Source organism: Lentisalinibacter sediminis, from assembly GCF_040706615.1.
Taxonomy (GTDB): domain Bacteria; phylum Pseudomonadota; class Gammaproteobacteria; order Steroidobacterales; family Woeseiaceae; genus Lentisalinibacter; species Lentisalinibacter sediminis.
The window spans coordinates 100744-117975 of record NZ_JAPDRF010000006.1; the positions used below are offsets into that span (position 1 = coordinate 100744).

At 67.7% G+C, this 17232-nt stretch carries 16 protein-coding genes; 4 read left to right on the forward strand and 12 right to left on the reverse strand.

The features are described 5' to 3' along the window. The first annotated feature begins 47 nt into the window (after positions 1–47). Both ACJMKX_RS14470 and ACJMKX_RS14475 read left to right on the forward strand, forming a co-directional pair. Positions 48–620, forward strand: a complete 573-nt coding sequence (locus tag ACJMKX_RS14470; protein ID WP_405226896.1) for an ECF-type sigma factor — start codon at positions 48–50, stop codon at positions 618–620. Continuing rightward, complete coding sequence (locus ACJMKX_RS14475) at positions 613–3072, forward strand: tetratricopeptide repeat protein (RefSeq protein WP_405226899.1); 2460 nt, start codon at positions 613–615, stop codon at positions 3070–3072. The genes ACJMKX_RS14470 and ACJMKX_RS14475 overlap by 8 nt, the downstream gene beginning before the upstream one ends. Before the next feature lie 28 nt (positions 3073–3100). Here ACJMKX_RS14475 and ACJMKX_RS14480 read toward each other — a convergent pair whose 3' ends face one another. Beyond that, a complete protein-coding gene (locus ACJMKX_RS14480; protein ID WP_405226901.1) occupies positions 3101–4597 on the reverse strand; it encodes a hypothetical protein in 1497 nt (498 codons plus the stop codon). A gap of 229 nt (positions 4598–4826) precedes the next feature. Between ACJMKX_RS14480 and ACJMKX_RS14485 the strand changes: the two genes are divergently transcribed. Beyond that, complete coding sequence (locus ACJMKX_RS14485; protein ID WP_405226903.1) at positions 4827–5552, forward strand: hypothetical protein; 726 nt, start codon at positions 4827–4829, stop codon at positions 5550–5552. Positions 5553–5597: 45 nt separating this feature from the next. Here ACJMKX_RS14485 and ACJMKX_RS14490 read toward each other — a convergent pair whose 3' ends face one another. From ACJMKX_RS14490 to ACJMKX_RS14535, 10 genes are all read right to left on the reverse strand, one after another. Then, positions 5598–7259 (reverse strand): carbohydrate binding domain-containing protein, encoded by a 1662-nt coding sequence (locus ACJMKX_RS14490; RefSeq protein ID WP_405226906.1) that lies wholly within the window; start codon positions 7257–7259, stop codon positions 5598–5600. Between the two features lie 91 nt (positions 7260–7350). Continuing rightward, positions 7351–9195: a glycoside hydrolase family 3 protein gene (locus ACJMKX_RS14495; RefSeq protein ID WP_405226909.1), complete on the reverse strand. Its 1845-nt coding sequence runs from the start codon at positions 9193–9195 to the stop codon at positions 7351–7353. A gap of 78 nt (positions 9196–9273) precedes the next feature. Next, a complete protein-coding gene (locus ACJMKX_RS14500) occupies positions 9274–11934 on the reverse strand; it encodes an AAA family ATPase (protein ID WP_405226912.1) in 2661 nt (886 codons plus the stop codon). Between the two features lie 196 nt (positions 11935–12130). Then, a complete protein-coding gene (locus tag ACJMKX_RS14505; protein ID WP_405226915.1) occupies positions 12131–12400 on the reverse strand; it encodes a type II toxin-antitoxin system VapB family antitoxin in 270 nt (89 codons plus the stop codon). Positions 12401–12638: 238 nt separating this feature from the next. Further along, the gene (locus tag ACJMKX_RS14510) at positions 12639–12914 is read right to left on the reverse strand and encodes an antitoxin (RefSeq protein ID WP_405226918.1); all 276 of its coding nucleotides are present in this window, start codon (positions 12912–12914) and stop codon (positions 12639–12641) included. Next, positions 12915–13187, reverse strand: coding sequence for a BrnT family toxin (locus ACJMKX_RS14515; protein WP_405226920.1), 273 nt, complete (start codon positions 13185–13187; stop codon positions 12915–12917). A 133-nt stretch (positions 13188–13320) separates the two neighbouring features. After that, positions 13321–14199, reverse strand: a complete 879-nt coding sequence (locus ACJMKX_RS14520; protein WP_405226923.1) for a DMT family transporter — start codon at positions 14197–14199, stop codon at positions 13321–13323. Positions 14200–14292: 93 nt separating this feature from the next. Continuing rightward, positions 14293–14643 carry a type II toxin-antitoxin system PemK/MazF family toxin gene (locus ACJMKX_RS14525; RefSeq protein ID WP_405226925.1) on the reverse strand — a complete coding sequence of 117 codons (351 nt, stop codon included), beginning with the start codon at positions 14641–14643 and terminating at the stop codon, positions 14293–14295. 3 nt (positions 14644–14646) lie between these two features. Then, a complete protein-coding gene (locus ACJMKX_RS14530) occupies positions 14647–14883 on the reverse strand; it encodes a ribbon-helix-helix protein, CopG family (RefSeq protein WP_405226928.1) in 237 nt (78 codons plus the stop codon). A gap of 153 nt (positions 14884–15036) precedes the next feature. After that, positions 15037–15810, reverse strand: a complete 774-nt coding sequence (locus ACJMKX_RS14535; RefSeq protein WP_405226931.1) for a hypothetical protein — start codon at positions 15808–15810, stop codon at positions 15037–15039. A 236-nt stretch (positions 15811–16046) separates the two neighbouring features. On the opposite strand from ACJMKX_RS14535, the gene ACJMKX_RS14540 reads away from it, so the two are divergent. Then, a complete protein-coding gene (locus ACJMKX_RS14540) occupies positions 16047–16901 on the forward strand; it encodes a helix-turn-helix domain-containing protein (RefSeq protein WP_405226934.1) in 855 nt (284 codons plus the stop codon). 68 nt (positions 16902–16969) lie between these two features. Here ACJMKX_RS14540 and ACJMKX_RS14545 read toward each other — a convergent pair whose 3' ends face one another. Next, positions 16970–17227 (reverse strand): hypothetical protein, encoded by a 258-nt coding sequence (locus ACJMKX_RS14545; RefSeq protein ID WP_405226937.1) that lies wholly within the window; start codon positions 17225–17227, stop codon positions 16970–16972. Positions 17228–17232: the final 5 nt, after the last annotated feature.

The window sequence follows — 17232 nt, forward strand, 5'->3', positions numbered from 1 at the left end:
GGCGAGCCCGGCGGGAGGCAACAATTGGCCGACAAGGAGGCCGGCTGTTGCAGAACAATCCCGTCACCCAGTTGATAGAGGCAGCCGCACGCGGCGAGGCCGGTGCTTCCGACGAGCTCTTGCCGCTGGTCTACGACGAACTCCGCAAGCTCGCCCATGCCCGCATGAACCGTGAGCGGCCCGGCGCGACCCTGCAGCCGACGGCGCTCGTCCACGAGGCCTATCTGCGGCTCGTCGGCAGCGACACCGAGTGGGACAACCGACGGCACTTCTTCGCGGCGGCGGCGGAGACGATGCGCCGGATTCTGATCGAGCGCGCACGGCGTTACGCCGCCGCGAAACATGGCGGTGAACTGCGGCGCACCGAATTCGACGGTTTGCAGTTCCCCGACGACGTCGACGTCGAGCGCCTGGTCGCGTGGGACCAGTTGCTGGAGCAACTGGCAGCGCAGGACCCGGTGATGGCCGATGTCGTCAAACTGCGCTCCTTCGCCGGCTTCACCATTGCGGAGACCGCGCAGGCACTGGACCTCTCACCCCGCACCGTCAACCGCCACTGGACCGGGGCGCAGGCCTGGCTGCGGCTGCGCCTCGTTCAGACGGAGCACGCGGGTGAGTGACAGGCGCTGGGAACGGCTCTGGGAGCTGTTCCACGAGGCCCTGGAGTTGCCGGAAGGCGAGCGCGAGCGGTTTCTGGACGCGGCCACAGGCGACGATGCGGAACTGCGCGCGGAACTCGCAGCACTGATCGGCGCACACGAGGACGGCAGCCTGGACGAGGGGATCGGCCGCGGCATCGAAGCCCTGCGCCGGCTCGATCCGGACGCGATGATCGGACGCGATATCGGCCCCTACCGCCTCACCGCCGTCATCGGCCAGGGCGGCATGGGGGTGGTCTACGCCGCGGAGCAGTCCGAGCCGATCCGCCGCACCGTGGCACTGAAGCTCATCAAACTCGGGATGGATTCCCGCGAGGTCATCGGTCGGTTCGACGCCGAGCGACAGGCCCTCGCGATGATGAACAATCCCAACATCGCCCGGGTCTTCGATGCCGGCGCGACGGACTCCGGCCGCCCGTACTTCGTCATGGAACGGATCGACGGCGTGCCGATCACCGAGTACTGCGACACACGGCGATTGAGCACGGCCGAACGCCTGACCCTGTTCCTCGCCGTCTGTGGCGGCGTCCAGCATGCACACCAGAAAGGCGTTATCCACCGCGACCTGAAGCCCACGAACGTGCTGATTACCGAGGAGGACGGCGCACCCGTCCCCAAGATAATCGACTTCGGCATCGCCAAGGCCACGGCGCAGAGGGCGGCCGAGAGGACGATGTTCACCCGCGCCGGTGTCTTCATCGGGACACCGGAGTACATGAGCCCGGAGCAGGCCGGTCTGTCGATTCAGGACGTGGACACACGGACCGACGTCTACTCGCTGGGCATCCTGTTGTACGAACTCCTGGTGGGGTCCCTGCCGCTCGATCCCACGGAATTGCGGGCCGCGGGATACGACGAGATCTGCCGTCGTATCCGCGAGGAGGAACCGTCCCGGCCCAGCATGAAACTGGGCACGCTGCAGGGCGGGGCCGACGACCTGGCGCGGAACCGTGGCACCGACAGTGCCGCGCTCGTGCGCTCGCTGCGCGGGGATCTCGACTGGATAACGATGCGGGCGCTGGAGAAAGACCCCGAACGTCGCTACGGGTCGCCATCGGAGCTCGCGGCCGACCTGCACCGGTACATCAACCATGAGCCGGTCGAGGCGGGCCCGCCTTCGGCCGCGTACCGCATCAGGAAATTCGCGCGGCGGCACACGTTGACGGTGGTGGCCGGGAGCCTGATCACCCTCTCGCTGCTGCTGGGCATCGGCGCCGCAACACTCGGCCTCCTGCGGGCACAGGAGGCCGAGCGGATCGCCAATGCCGAGGCCCGCACCTCCGAGGAGGTGACAGAATTCCTGACCGGGCTCTTCCGCGTGGCGGCACCCGGCGCCGCCGACGCCGATTCCGTCACGGCCCGCGAGATTCTCGACCGCGGTGTCGCGCGTATCCGCAACGATCTCACCGCCGAGCCGGTCGTGCAGAGCCGGCTGATGCAGGAGATGGGTTCCGTCTACGCCCAGCTCGGCCTGCTGGAGGAGGCCGAGCGTCTTTATCGGGAGGCGCTGAAGATCCACACCGAACGAGGTGCCGACGCCGAACACGCGGAGACCATTGCCGGGCTGGCCAACGTACGCTACCTGCAGGGCGAGTACCTGAATGCAATCGACCTCTACCGCGACGCGATCGTGCTGGCGGAGACCTCGGATGAGGAGGTGGAGGTGCTCTGGCTCGCAACGACCTACGGCAACCTCGGTTCCGTGTACGACACGTTGTCCCGCAACGACGAGGCTCTCGCAGCGCTGCGGACGGCCCGTGACATGCTGGCATCGTCCGGCAACGCGGACAGCCGCGAGTACGGCCGCATCATGCGCAACGTCGGCATATCGCACTGGCGCGCCGGCGACACCGAAGCCGCTCGTGAGGCCTATGCGGCTGCCCTCGCCGTCTACGACCAGGTCCTGAAGCCTGGCCACCCGGACGTCTCTTACGTCGTCAATTCGCTCGCTATCCTGAACTACAATCTGGGCGACTACGGCACGGCGAAGACCCTGTTCGAACGCGAACTCGCCAACCTGGAGCGGACGCTGGGACCCGAGCACCGCGATACCGCGAGTGTCATGAATAATCTCGGCCTGCTTTTGCTGAAGATGGACCGGCCGGACGCGGCCGGCCCCAGAATCGAGGAATCGCTGCGCATCCGCGAAGCGGTGCTGGGGCCCGAACACGAGGAGGTAGCGACCAGTCTGTGCAACCTGGCGGAACTGCGGCTGATCGAGCAGCGGCCGGATGCCGCGAGGTCGGCCGTCGATCGGTGCCTGGCCATCCGGGAGGAGAAGCTCGGACCGGATCACCCCTACGTTGCCAGCGCGCTGGATATCTACGTCAGTGTTCTGGATAAACTCGGCGAGACGGACCAGGCACGAAACCTCGCGCAGCGAGCGGCCCGGATCCGCGACGCCGCGCAGTGAACCTCATCGCACGCCACGTCGCCTGACCTCAGGGGCAGGCGGGTCCGATACAGCGGCCGTCGGTGAACAGCAGCGTATTGTGGCCCCGGTCGCCGCCGGGCTCCGGTACGCCGGCGGCAACGAGGAATAGCGCGGAGTGCGCGCCGTACATGCCGTCCGGCAGATCGGTGGCGGCGTTGACAATGAACACCTTGCCCATGCGGAAGTTGATGGAGTGGCGGTTGCGGTAGCGCTCCGCGTCGAAGTCCTCGTCCTGCGCGAAGCCGTCGAGCCAATCAGCCAGATCGGCCGGGGTAGCCGGCTCCAGTACGCCGGATTCCTGCAGCTGGGCCAGGCCGAGCTTGCCGGGCAGTATCTGCTCGGCCGGGTCGAGCACCACGTCCTCGATGCGGCGATCGCCCTTCAGGGTGGGCTCTGCGGTGAGCTCGCCGATGCGGAAGTAGGTGCCGCCGTGCACCGTGTGCATGCGCGAGACCGGTTCGGCGAAGATCTCGAACAGCCGGTCCTGCACCTCGTCGTACTCGTAGCCCTCGTCCTCGTGCGCGAAGAACGACCGGCAGGCGTTGCGCGCATTCGGGTCGAGCTCCCTCAAGGGCACGCCGGGCTCGAGACCGATGACCCGCTGCAGGCCCCTGCCGCTGGCGATGACGCCGGCAATCTCCGCGTCCGGCGTCGAGAGCACCTTCCAGACCGTCGGTTCACCCGACATCAGCACGAGCACGACCGGGACATCGGTGCGGCCCACCGCGACGGCCTGTTCGCCGGCGCTGTCGTCAGTCGGATCGATGGCGACGCCTTCGAGGTCACGGTCGCCGCGCCGCACGCCGACGGCCTGCAGCTCGATCGCGTCCGGCAGCGCCCCGAGGCCGCAGGGATGATTCGCGTCCCGCGTCGGCGGCTCGACGTGGGCGTACAGCAGGTCGTTCGCCGGATACGCGCCGGCCAGCCGGCCCGCCAGCGTCTCCTTGAAGCCGTGATCGAAGCCCTGCTCGGGGCCGGCGATCAGCACCAGGCCGCCGTCGTCGAGGAAGAGGAAATAGCTCAGCACGTCCTGGCCGTGCCGGGTGTCGCGGTGCTCGTAGGCGGCCACCTGGCGGCTGCCGGCCTCGATGAACACCTCGGCCATCTTGCGGTTGCCGCCTTCGGTGCCCAGCACGAAGCGCTGCAGGTCGCGGTAGGTGCTCTCCTCGGATTGCCGGTCGTTCGAACGGATGGCGAGCACGATGGTGTGCTCGCCAGGACTGAACTTGATGGATTTTCCGCCTTCGAAGATCGACTGCGGATCGGCGTCCGCCGGGATCAGCGCAACGACGCTGGCCCCCTGGACGCCGAAGAACCCGATCTGCATGCCGAAGGCCCCCTGGTAGCCCGGCGGCACCGAAATGCCGAAATCCTCGCCGAGCTGCGTCTCGATCTCGGCGGCATCCGCCGTGATGGTGCTCGAGTTGATGAGGCCCATCAGCTTCCCGATACCGAACGGGATGCCGAGCATCAGCAACAGGATGATGACGAGAATCTTGCGCATGGTACTGCCCTGCCCGGCCGAAAGCTGCGACTGTCGAAATCCTAAGGCGATGCCGTACGAGCCGCGCATGCGCGGCACCAGCCTGTGACGATCTTCACCATCGGGCAGCAGATACCGTGATCTCCTTCACAGTCGGATTGCGCTATCTCCGCCCGCAACACCCGTTGACGGACACTCGAGCGGACATCAGCAGGCACGGCGGTCCCGACGACTCCGGCACACCAGAACCATGAAGTGGATCCTGAACATCACGCTCGCCGTGGAGGTGCTCGTCGCGCTCTTCTGGACGATCGCGATGTGGACCGAGACGGGCTCCAGCGGCATCGCCGTGCTCGGCTGGTTCGCGGTCGTCATCGTGGTCTTCGTCGTCGCGTTCCTGCTCGCCGCGCTCATCGCATGGCGGCGCCCGGCGCTGCGGCGGCGGGCGACGATGGCGATGGTGCTGCCGTTCATCGGCGGCTTCGCGCCCTGGCTGCTGCGGGTCCTGTCGGGTGGGCCGGCGGACCCGGGGTTCGTCTGGCGCGTCGCGGCTATCGTGACGGCGGGCATCGTTGTAGTCGCGTTGCTAATACCGCGGGCTACAGCGCGACGACTGCCGGGCGCGCTCTTCCGCAGCCGCGGCTTCAACGCCGCGGTGGCGGGCGCGCTCGTCGTCGGGTGGGGACTGCTGCTGCTCGTCGGCGGCTGGGTGCTGACCGAGGCGGGTCAGGCAGCGCTGTACCGGACGGACCGCGGCAGCACGGGCATGGCTGCCGCCTACCTCGTGCTGGGCGTCTCGGCCTACCTGCTGCTGCTCGGTGCCGCCTCGCTGCTGACGGCAGCCTGGGGCTGGCTCGGCCTCGCGGGCGGGGTCGAGGGCGCACGGCGGCGCCTGCATGTCGCGCAGCTCGCGGCTGCCGTACCCGGGATACTCGCCGCCGCGGCGGCCTGGGCCTGGCTGATCAGCCAGCGCTGAGTGTGACCGGGGCGGGCTGAGCGCCGGATTCCGCCTGGCGGCGGATCACCGCACCGGCACCTTCTCCACCTGCCGCAGCGCGAGTTCGTAGTCGCGCTGCAGCCGCGGATTGTCCGGGTCGTTCTCCATCGCCATGCGGTAGTAGCGCAGCGCCGCCTCCCAGTCGCCACGGTCGATGGAGGTCACCGCGAAGCCCCACAGCGCGAGCGCGTTGTCCGGGTCCAGCAGCCAGGCCTGGTTGAAGCGGCGGATCGCCATCACCTTGTCGCCGGAGTAGAAGACGTACCAGGCGTTCTTCGCCGCCACTTCGGCGGCGTCCTCGCGGGAGCGGCCGCCCTCCGTCATCATGCGGATGTACTCCTCGTCGGCGCGCTTCTGCTCGGGCGTCTTCTCGGCGAGACCGTACATCGGCCGCTCGTTGATGGGCCAGGCGTCGGCCCCGGGCGCGGAGCGGGTGCCCGGTACCGTGCGCACCAGCGCGAAGTCGTCCACGTACCAGGTCGCCGGCCCGTCCGTGGCCGTGGCGCCGATGGCCCAGCCGTGGACCGCGTCGAGACCCAGCCCGTCGTTCGGGGCATGGGGGCCGCTGTCCTTGCGCATGAACGCCCCGAAAGGGATCTCGATCGTGCGCCATCCCTCGAAGTCGTCTGCCAGATCGTAGACGTAGCGCTCGGCGGTATCCCCGGGCAGGTGCGGATTGCGGTTGTCGATCACGTCCACGAAGAACCCTGCGCCACTGCCGCGGCCATACAGCCGGAAGCTGATGCCGTCGCAGGCGCGCCAGTCGTAGGGGACCCAGAAGGTCGCCTCGTGGCCCTCGTAGAAGAAGAAGTGTGCGAACGCGGCCCAGTTCTGCACGTCGAAGTCGAGCCGCAGCACCCGGTTGTCCGCAGCAGCATCCGGGAGCGGCGGATACTCCGCCGTGGTCGAGAACGCGACCGTGCTGACGCCGTCGGTGAAGGTGACGAAGCCGACCGGGATGCCCTCGTGGTCCGCCGTGGTCGCGACCGGGGTCTCGAAGTCATCGAAGACCACCGTCTCGTGCTCCGCTGCGGCGAAGGCGGCCAGGCGGCTCGCCTTGCCCCGCTCCCGCTCGATGTTGGCCAGCAGCGCCTGGACGGCGATGGCCGTGGCCCTCGACTCCATGGCCAGTCTCGCCTCCTCGGACTCGTCCTTCGTCTGCAGCCCGGCCTCCCGGAAGATGCGATGGTACGAGTTCAGCAGGAACGACATCGCGTTGTTGCCGTCCTGGTCCAGCACATAGCACTCGATGCCGAATATCCACTCGTCGCTCACCGGCAGCAGGAACTCCAGCACCAGGTGATATTGAGCCTGCGGCTGCCGCCCGCTGACGGCCTCGGCGACCTTCGTCATGTCGGTCTGGAAGATGTCCCACTGTGAGGTGCCGAACAGCGGCCCCAGGTCGATGCGGCGCCCGCCGCGCACCGCGTTGATGCCGGCGGCGTTCAGCTGCTCGATGATCCCGGCCTGGGAGCGGAACGAGGCGGCCGTCCTCGTCTCACGGCGGACCAGGGTCGGGTGGACGGCAATGGTTGCGGTGTCCAGGGATTCGACGAAGGTAGCTGCTCGAGAGGCATACGGCCGGTAGCCGCCCTCGTCGAGCATCTGCTGAACCTCGTCGGCCGGCGCCCAGCTGCTCACGAATGCGAGACCCACCGCAGCACAGATGCCCGGAATCAGTCTCATGCAGCGGCCGACGGCCATGACGGAATCAGAATGTGGCTTCGTTAGCTACCACTGTCCTCCGATTCGCGGCCGATCCAATACGGGAAAACCGTTAGCGGGCCGGCCTCCTACCCGTCATTCCGAAGCCATAAGGGAACAGCGGATCGTACTCCTCGTCCCCGACGTTGATCGGGATCTGCGCGGCCTCCCGTGGCCAGGAAAAGCCGAGTCGGCCGGTGAAGTCATAGTCGCCGAACAGCACCTGGGCAACCCCCTCGCCTTCCGAGCCCGGCAGCCAGGCGGCGACGAAGGCGGCCGAGCGCTCGAGCTCCTCGTTCACCAGCAGCGGTCGACCCGAGATGAGTACCGTGACCACCTTCGTGCCCTGCTCGTGGTAGGCGCGGATGAGTTCGCGCTGCTCTTCGGTCAGCACCAGCTCCTCCGCCTTGCGGTCGCCCACGCCCTCGGCATAGGGCTCCTCGCCGACCACCACGATGGCGATGTCGGCGTCGTCGCGCACGCCGGCGGGGCCGGCGTCGATCACGTGCTCGGCGCCGATCACGTTCCTGATGCCGTCGAGGATGCTGGTGGCACCCTCCACCGGCCGGGCCGCGTTGCCATAGAGATCCTCGTGGGCGCCCTGCCACTTCTTGGTCCAGCCGCCGCTCTGGTAGGCGACGTTGTCGGCGTGGCTGCCGGCGACGATGACGGTGCGGTCTTTGGAGAGCGGCAGGATGCCGTCCTCGTTCTTCAGCAGCACCAGGGATTCGCGCACCGCCTGGCGGGCCACGTCGCGGTGCGCGGCAGAGCCCACGGTGTCGGCGCAGGCGTCGGAGCTGTACGGCCGCTCGAACAGGCCGAGGCGGAGCTTCATACGCAGGATGCGGGTGACTGCATCGTCGATGCGGGACATCGGCACCTCGCCGGCCTCCACCAGCCGCACGATCTCGGGGATGCCCTCCTTCCACGACTGCACCAGCATGAACATGTCGATGCCGGCCGTGAGCGACTCCTCCATGGTCAGGCCGCCGAGGCGCACGCCCTCCCAATCCGTGAGCACCACGCCGTCGAAGCCGAGCTCCTCCTTCAGCAGATCCGTCAGCAGCGCCTCCGAGCCGTGGATCTTCTCGCCGTTCAGGGAGCTGAACGACGCCATGACAGAGACCGCGCCGCTCTCGATGGCGTCGACGTAACCCGGCAGGTGGACGGTGCGCAGCTCCTCTTCCGTGATGACCGCATTGCCGCGGTCGACGCCGCCCTCGGTGGCGCCCTCGGCGACGAAGTGCTTGGCGGTGGCGCCCACGCGCTGCTCGTCGGTGAGGTCGTCGCCCTGATAGCCCTCGATGAGGGGGCGCGCGAACAGCACCTGCAGCTCCGCGGTCTCGCCGAAGGCCTCATAGGTGCGGCCCCAGCGGATGTCCCGCGCAACAGCAATGGTGGGCGCGAAGGTCCAGCGGATGCCGGTGGCGGCGAGCTCCCGGGCGGTGACCCGTGCCAGGCGCCGGGCCAGATCCGGGTTGCGGGTGGCGCCGATGCCGATGTTGTGGGGCAGGATGGTGGCGGGGCCGTCGAAATACGCGTGCCCGTGCACGGCGTCGATGCCCGCCACGATGGGGATGCCGGTGCGGGTGGCGAGCGCGGCACGCTGGTAGGCATCGAACATCTCGCGCCAGGCCGCCGCAGTGCCCAGGTTGCCCTCCGGCACGGTGCTGATGATGGAGCCGAGGCCGTATTCGCCTACCTCCTCAGGCGTCGCGGTGGAGACGTCGGCCTGCACCATCTGCCCGGCCTTCTCGGTCAGCGTCATGGCGGCGACAACGGCGGGGATGTCGGCTTCGGAGCGGAGAACGGGGATGCGGGCATCGGGCGCGGGGCGATCCAGCTGGCGGTTGCAGCCGGCCAGCACGGCGAGGGCGGAGAGGGTCACGATGAGTCTCAGTTGCTGCGGGTTTCTCATGGCATGCGGTCCGCTGATCGCGGGGACTGTCGGCTCGCCGGATAGTGTAGACGACCGACTGCCCAATCGGTCGGCAAGTCAACCGCCTCCCGCCATGGGAACGACCTCCGCGCTGCCCACGTGGGTGAAGCGCCCCGGCGTGCAGGTGAGGATGATGATCTGGCAGTCCCTGCCGGCCGCAGCGATGGCGGCGCCCATGGTCTCCAGGCGGGACGGATCCGAGAAGCCGAGGGCATCGTCGATGATCAGCGGCACGCCGCCCTGCTCGGCGACGATGCGGGCGGCGGCGAGGCGGGCGAGGATGCCGAGCTGCTCCTGCGCCCCGACACTCAGCGCTTCGAATGGCAGCGTCTGCTCATCCCGGGTGACGGCCTCCAGTTTCCAGTCGTCGCCGACCGCCACCTCGAAGCTCTGGCCGAAGACGATGCGGCCGAGCTTTTCGATGGCCTCTTTCAGCGGCCGGACATACGCCTGACGGGCGGCGTCGCGGTGCCGGTTGAGCGTGGTCCAGAGGCGCTCGGCGGCGGCCGCGCGACGGCGGGTGGTTGCCAGTTCGTCGGCGGTGTCCGTCACCCGGCGGTCGGCGGTCTCCAGTGCGTCGTAGCGGCCGTCGGCCTGGGCGCGTTCGAGGCGGTCGTGAAGGACGGCGAGTTGCTGCTCGGTCTGGGTGAGGTCGCGCTCGGCCCGGGTGAGGGCGTCTCTGGCGTTGGTGTAGAGGGTCTCGACGGAGTTGGGGTCGAGCTGGTCGAGGCGACGGCGGATGCCGGCGGTGTCGGCTTCGAGTTGCTCGGCGGCGGCGGCGGCTTCGCGGACTTTTTCTTCGAGGGTGTCGTCCGGCGTCTCGGCACTGGCAGCCTGCAGTCGTTGCTGCCTGTCTCTCAGCGTGGCCTCGCGCCCGATGAGGGACTCCTTCGCCTCGCGCAGGGCGGCATCGGCCTCGGCGTGTTCGGCGCGCAGCTCCGCTTCCCGTTGCTGGGCGGCCTCGTATTCCGACTCGGCGTCCGTCAGCGCGTGTTCGGCGGCGGCAAGGGCTTCGCGGGCTGCGGCGGCATCTGGCGGGAGGTCGACATGCCCGTCCCTCTGTTCCAGGAAGGCCTCGCAGCGTTCGCGGAGTGAGCGAACGGACTCCGTAATCTCCTCGGCGGTCTCCTCGCTCTTCTCCCCGGCCCCGCCGAAGGACAGGATCTCGGCGGCCCGGGAACGCAGGCGCTGGCGCTCCGCCTCTGCGCTGCGGCGGGTCTCGTTCTGCTCGATGGCCTCGGCGAGGTCCTTCACCCGGTAACGCTCGAGGACACTCGCGAGCGCCGTCCCGGCTTCGCTGAGATCGCTCTCCAGCTCGGCGGCGGTACGCGGCGGCGCGATGCGCACGGAGGCGAGACCGGGGAAGCGGATCTCCAGGCCGGAAGCGACGTAGCGCTTCTCGGCCTCGCCCTTCACCAGGGAGAGGTCTTCGTCCTCGATGGTGAAGTCCAGCGACTCCTCTGCCGTGACCGTGACCGCGGTGGCGGCGAGGTCGCGCTTGCTCTTCGCCTTGTCGAGCTCGTGGCTGGCAGCGCGGATGGCCTCCAGGCCGGCGTCGTCGATGGCGATGTCGTTCAGGGTCTTCGAGGTCTGTTTCAGTTGTTCGGCGACGGCACGGTGGTCTTTCAGGCGCTGCTCGTTCTTCGCGAGGCGGTCGCGGTCTTCCAGGTAGCCGAGGTCCCGGCGGGCAGCCTCGACCTGTACGCGGGCGGCATTGCGGCGTTTGCGTTTGTCCTCGGCCACCAGGCGCGCGGAGTCGACCTTGTTCGCCAGCTCCGTAGCACGTTCGGCCAGCGGTTGCTGCTTCTCTTTCTCCGCCGCCAGGGCCTTTTCGTCGGTCGCTATGGTGTCGGCGAGTGCCTTACGCTCTTCGAGCGCGCGGGTAACGGCGACCTGCTGGTCGGTGGCGTTAGCCAGGCGGGCTTCGGCCAGCTCGAGCTCCTGCCGGAGTTTCGTCACGCTCTGCCAGGACGCTTCGTGCTTGCGAAGTTTGGCCTCGAGGGCGGGGATGGCCTCGCGGCGGCGACGGACGTCGGCCTGCAGGCGCTCGTGGGCCTCGGTGTCTCGTTCCACCTCCGCGAGTGCGGCGGCGGCGGCGTCGCGGGCGGCGACGGCGGCATCAAAGTCCTGCTCCAGCTGCTGGAAACGCGGTTTGCCGGTCCTGGGGGTGTAGTAACGCTCGTACTCCGCCCGGGCGGCGTCGTACAGGTCCATGTCCTCCACGCCGGTGGTGGCGTGGCCGGCCGCCTCATCCAGGGCATTGGAGAGACCCTCGGAGTCTTTCAGGTCAGCCGGCGCCAGGCTCGCGCCCTGCTTCGTGAGCAGCGCCTGCCACAGGGCGAGGTCCACGGTCTCGTTCAGGATGGCCTCGGCCCGCTCGTGGGCCTCGCGGCCGGTGAGCTGTTCGCGGCGGGGCGCCGTGACGTCCAGCGTGGTCTGGGGGGACTTGTTGTAGGTCTTCGAGTAGACGAAGCGATAGTCGCCGGTCTCGATCTCGGCGGTCACCGTACTGCCGACGTCCCGGCCCACCGGCATCACCGCCCTGATGGCCTGCTTCTTCGAGGAGTCGAGTTCCCGGACGAGCGTGAGCAGCGCCTCCACCAGCGTGGACTTGCCGGCCTCGTTGGGGCCTTCGACGATGGTTACGCCGTCGGCGAAGCGCACGTCGCAGGACTCGATGCCGCGCCAGTTCTCGAGGGCGAGGCGGAGGAGGCGCATCAGGGACGGGCGGCATGCGGGGACATGAGGAGGGAGTTTAGCAACTGCCGGGTAGGAGGGGATTTATCCCCGACTCGATATCGCGCCTGAAGGCGGACCGGGAGTCGCGCCTGAAGGCGCTCCTACGTCGGTTGCCAGACCGTCAGGGGCATGACGGCTGCGATGGATGCGAAATCGCGATCCGTAGTCGGCATCGTCAGTTTGTGCCGGATGCACAGTTGCGCCAGCAGCGCATCGATGGTTCCGGCCTGATCGACCCAGAAGGTCCATGCCGCGAGCGCTCCGCCTTGTAGTCGTAGTCTTCATCCCACTCCAGCGACCCGAACAGCCCGGCAACTTCCTTCTGTTCGCGGCGGGCAATGAATTCCTCCAGTGCTTTCGTAACCGCAGCCTTCTTGGTGCGCTCGCCGCTGAGCTCCAGCGCGCGCTCGATCAGGTCCGGGTCGATAGCAAGATTCGTAGCCATTTGTGTATACCTCTACACATTACTGTACACAGACGGCGTCAGCCGGACAGGACCAGCGTAGCGTGTGCCGCCGGCCAGGCGGCGGCCTCCATACCTTGCCAATGGCAGCGGATACGGCCGGCCGGGGCGTGGGAGGACCGGCACTTTGCGATCGAAGCGCCGGATCCGGTCGAGGCAATCCGCTGTCGCATGGAGCAGATGGGGCCATACTGACGTTTCCGCTGAAACGTCGGTCGCTTCAATTCTCCCTTTCGACCAGTCGTCCCTCCGCATACTTGTGCAGGATGCTGGCCATGAGGGTCTGGTAGGGAATCCCCTCCTCTATCGCGCGTTTCTGGATCGCCTCCACGTCGCGACTGCTCAGACGGATGTTGACCCGGCGGTCCTTCCGCAACGTCTCCTGCGCGTACTCCCGATACCGTGCAGCCGCCTTCCGGCCGCCGCGCACAGGCAGAAGCTCGCCGGATTCGTATGCGTCGAGGATTTCCTTCTCTTCTTTCGTCAGTCGTGACATCTAATCGTCCAAGTACTTTCTGGTTGCCTTGCGGCTCGGGATTATCGTCTTCAGGAACACCTCGTCGTCATCCTCGACGAAGGGCACCAGATACGCGTAATCGTCGATCGCAATCACGAACACCCGCTGCCCTGCGTATCGGTCCTGATTCGGATGTTCGAGGACATCGAGGACGTCACCGTTCGCAATATGGAACAGGGCTGCCTCGAACGACACCCCCCGAACCAGCTGTAGTTGCAGGTTCTTCTCGGGATTCCAGTCGAACCGTTTCACTGACGGATACTAATACAATGTGTGCCTATTGTCATCGCTCTTTATGACTGACGGCCGGCTACCGCTGATCGGAGTCTCTGTTGCAGCATCCCACGAAAGAACGACTGATCGGGCAATCGCCGATTCTCGTTGATCAGCGGACCTTCGAGCGCTGCAGAAGCACGATGGCGACCCCGCCCAGAGTCGCCGCCGACGCAATCACGAGCCGAGGCGTGACGGCCTCCGCGAGCAGCATCACACCGCCGATGGCGGCGATCACAGGCACCGACAGCTGCACCGTCGCCGCCTGGGTGCCGGTCAGCCCCTTGAGCGCCGCGTACCAGATCACGTAGCCGAGACCCGACGCGACCGCGCCGGAGGCGACGGCCAGCAGGAAGCCAGCCGCCGTGCCGTGCCAGCGGCCGACGAACGCGAGACTCACGAGCAGTACCAGCGGCAGGCAGTAGAGGAAGTTGTTGGCGGTGGCCGACAGCGGGTCGCCGCTGCCGCGGCCGAGCAGCGAGTACATGCCCCAGGCGATGCCGGCGATGGTCATCAGCACCGCGCCATCAGCCGCCGGCGCGGTCACGCCGGGCGAAACCAGCCAGACGAGACCGCCGATCGCGAGCGCGAGTCCTGCCCAGGAGACCGGCGGGAAATACTCCCCAGCGCGCAGCGCCGCGGCGAACATGGTCACCTGCACGGCGCCGAACAGAATAAGCGCACCGGTGGCCGCACCCAGCGTCACGTACGCGAACGAGAAGCACACCATGTAGCCGAACAGCATCACGGCGGCCCGCCAGCTGCCCGGCGCCCGCCCCTGCCTCCGCCACCGCGGCGCGACGATGAGCGCGAGCATCACCGCCCCCGATGCGACCCGGACGGACGCGAAGCTGGCAGCATCGATCAGCCCCTGTCCCAGCGCCATGCGGCACAGGATGGAGTTGGCCGCGAAGGCGATCATCGCCACGGCGGTCAGCGCGACCGTGGTCAGGGCGCCGGGTGACGGCGGGCCGGAGGGCGAATCTCTCATCGTTCCCCGAGCCTAGCAGGGTAGGAAGGTAGGAGGGCCTTCAGGCCCGATCGGGAAATGGGCCGGGGGCTAAAGTCGGGGCTAAAGCCCCTCCTACACGTCCAGGCCGAGGACGATCGACCAATAGATCTCCAGCTGCGCCAGCTCGGCACCACTGAGTTCGGCGAGCCTCTCGCCCTGGAAGCGCCGGTTGTCGAGGGTGCGCACCTGGTCGACCATGACGTCGGAGTCTTCCCGCAGTCTGTCACGACGCGCAATGCGGAACCGGAGCGGGGCGGCATCATCGATCAGGCGGGTGGTCAGGGGCAGTACGATGGTGCTCGGGTGATCGGCTTCATTCAACAGATCACTCTGCATGACGAGACACGGGCGGATCTTGCCCGGCTCGCTGCCTTTCGAGGGATTGGAGTTGGCGAGGTAAATCCCGCCCCGCCGCAGCCGCATCGGCTAGAGCGCGTCGGCGTCGGCGGCCTCGAGTTCCCCGGCGATTCCGACCGCCTGGCGGCGCGTCTTCAGCGAGGCCTCCCGGATCCGGCGGCGAAGCGCCTCGCGGTCCAGCGTTTTCTGGTACTCACGGACGGCCTCGCGGATGACCGCGCTCCGGGTCGTACCGAGGCGCTCCGCGAGCCGGGAAAGCAATTCGTCGAAGTCCTCGTCGGCTTTCAGGGTGATGGTCCTGGCCATAGATAATTCCGTATTATCAAATAAAGTATATCAGCAGCCGATGGTCTGACGGGCAGACCGCAGCCAGGACAAACCTGGCAGCCTGCAGGCACGACAGCGGCCTGCATAACTGCTTGATGAATCTACATTCGGCCTCCGGACGAGGCCGCCCGCCTATCCCCCGAGACCGAGCCCCACGTCCAGATCCAGCGGCACCTCCAGATCCTCCGCCGCGGGCAGCACCACGTCGATGGTCACGTCATCGATCGGTCCGACGACGATGAGGTTGGGACGCGCGTTGCCAGCCGGGATGTCTACGCCCTCCGATCCCCGTGCCACGAGGCGCAGCGGCCTCAGCCCGTCGCCGTAGCAATAGAAGCGGCTCACCTTCTGCTGCGGCGTGCCGCTGGCCGAATCGAGACTGCAGCTGAGCTGCTCGCCATCCACATCGAATCGGATGCGACCGAAGCCATCCCCCTCCAGCGACACATTCTCCAGTGTCACGGTCTGCTCGCCGTCGCCGGCGACCTGCAGGATGAGGTTGCCGTCGAGAGACAGGGCGCCGGCACCCTTCGACGGTCGTGCCGCCGTGACCGCGGTAATCAGAATTGCGTCGCCTTCCCGGTTCACGGACACACGGTCGTGACGGATGTTGCCGATCACACGGCTGACGACCTGTCCCATGCCCATGTCGTCGGGCGGCGGCTCCGCCTCCTGCAGCAGATTCTTGCCCTTGTCGTCGTTCCAGGACTCGATGGCGGAGTCCTCCGACAGGCCGAGGATGCGTTCATCCGGGATGGCGATCTGGAACTGCACCAGGGTGACGTCCGGCTGAAACCCGTCGGGGCTGGCGCGGATGATCTCCAGGCCAATCACTTCAATGTCCGCGGCAGCGGAGGCCGGGGCGGCCAGCACCCACAGCGAGGCCATCAGCAGAATTGGGTTCATGTTGTTCATCTTATCCTCCAAGCATCAAGGCCTGTCATGGGCGCCGGAGAGCGCTTCCCTGCGCCTCCACCTTCCCTGGATCGCTCTGCAATCTAGGCGTTCGCGAGGGGCAAGGCTTGGAAAAATCGGACATCCCCGGCCGGGCAGAACGAATAATATCCCGCCACCACCGCTTGAACCGACCGGACGGAAGTGCTTAGGTCTGGCCGGTCGGAACCCGGGACAGGCAACAGCGCATGGAAGGAACCACAGACGACCGCGCGCCGGAGGTATCCACCCTGCCCTGCGCCGAGGACCTCGCCCCCTTCGTCCATCGGCACATGCACGGGACGGGCCGCGACAGACGGCCGGCCAGCCTGCGCATCCCGCCGACCGGGGGCATATTCCTGAGCTATGTGCCCGGCTCGCCGCTGGCGGTCCGGTTCAGCGACCGGACCTACGAAGGGCGGCCGCGGCTTTTCATCGGCGGTCAGCTGCGCCGCGAGCAGCCGCTGCTGGTGAGCGACGGACGCTTCGAGCTGATCGGCACGGAGCTCACGCCCACCGGTTTCTACCGGCTGTTCGGCCGGGACGCGAGTACTTACACCGACCGCATCCACGACCTCTCGGAGCACTTTCCGCAGCACGCGGCCTGGCTGGACGCGCGGCTGGACGACGGTGCACCGCTGCCGGAGCGCATCGCCGTCATCGAGGACTTGCTGCGGAGGCTCGCCGGAGACGCGAGGGAGACGCCGCGGGTGGATGCGGCTGTCCGGTTGATCGCCTCCCGGCGCGGCGTGGTGAGCGTGGGAGAGCTCGCCGACGAGGTCGGTCTGACCAGCCGCCAGCTGCACCGCCGCTTCGTGCGCGCGGTGGGCGTCTCACCCAAGCACTACGCCAAGATCGTGCAGGTGAACGAAGTGTTCGGCGCGCTGCTCGCCGGTGACTACGAACACATCCGCGCACTGGCGCTGGACCATGGCTACTACGACCAGGCGCATTTCATCCGCGACTTCCAGCGCTTCGTCGGCATGAGCCCGATACGCTTCCTCGACAGCGGCTCGGCATTTCTCCGGACCTATCTGGGCAAGGCCTCGCGGCTGGAGGCGTAGGAGGGCCTGGTAGGAGGGGATTTATCCCCGATCCCGTAAACAATCGGGCCTGAAGGCCCTCCTACCCTTCAGTTCCGCGTGACAGTGGCGCCCCGGACCGGCATGCCGGCAGCGTCCACCGGCTGGCCCGTGGCGGTGTCCTCCAGCTCCAGGGCGGTGAGGTCTGCCGTGAAGGTGACGGATGCCGGGGGCGGGGGTGGCGGCGGTGGTGGGGGGTTGGTGCCGCCGTTGTCGCCGCCGCCTCCTCCTCCGCCACCGCAGGCGGTGAGCAACAGGGCGACGGCGGCGGCGAGTGCGGGGCGCTTCGTGCTGTGGATCGTGATCATGTCGG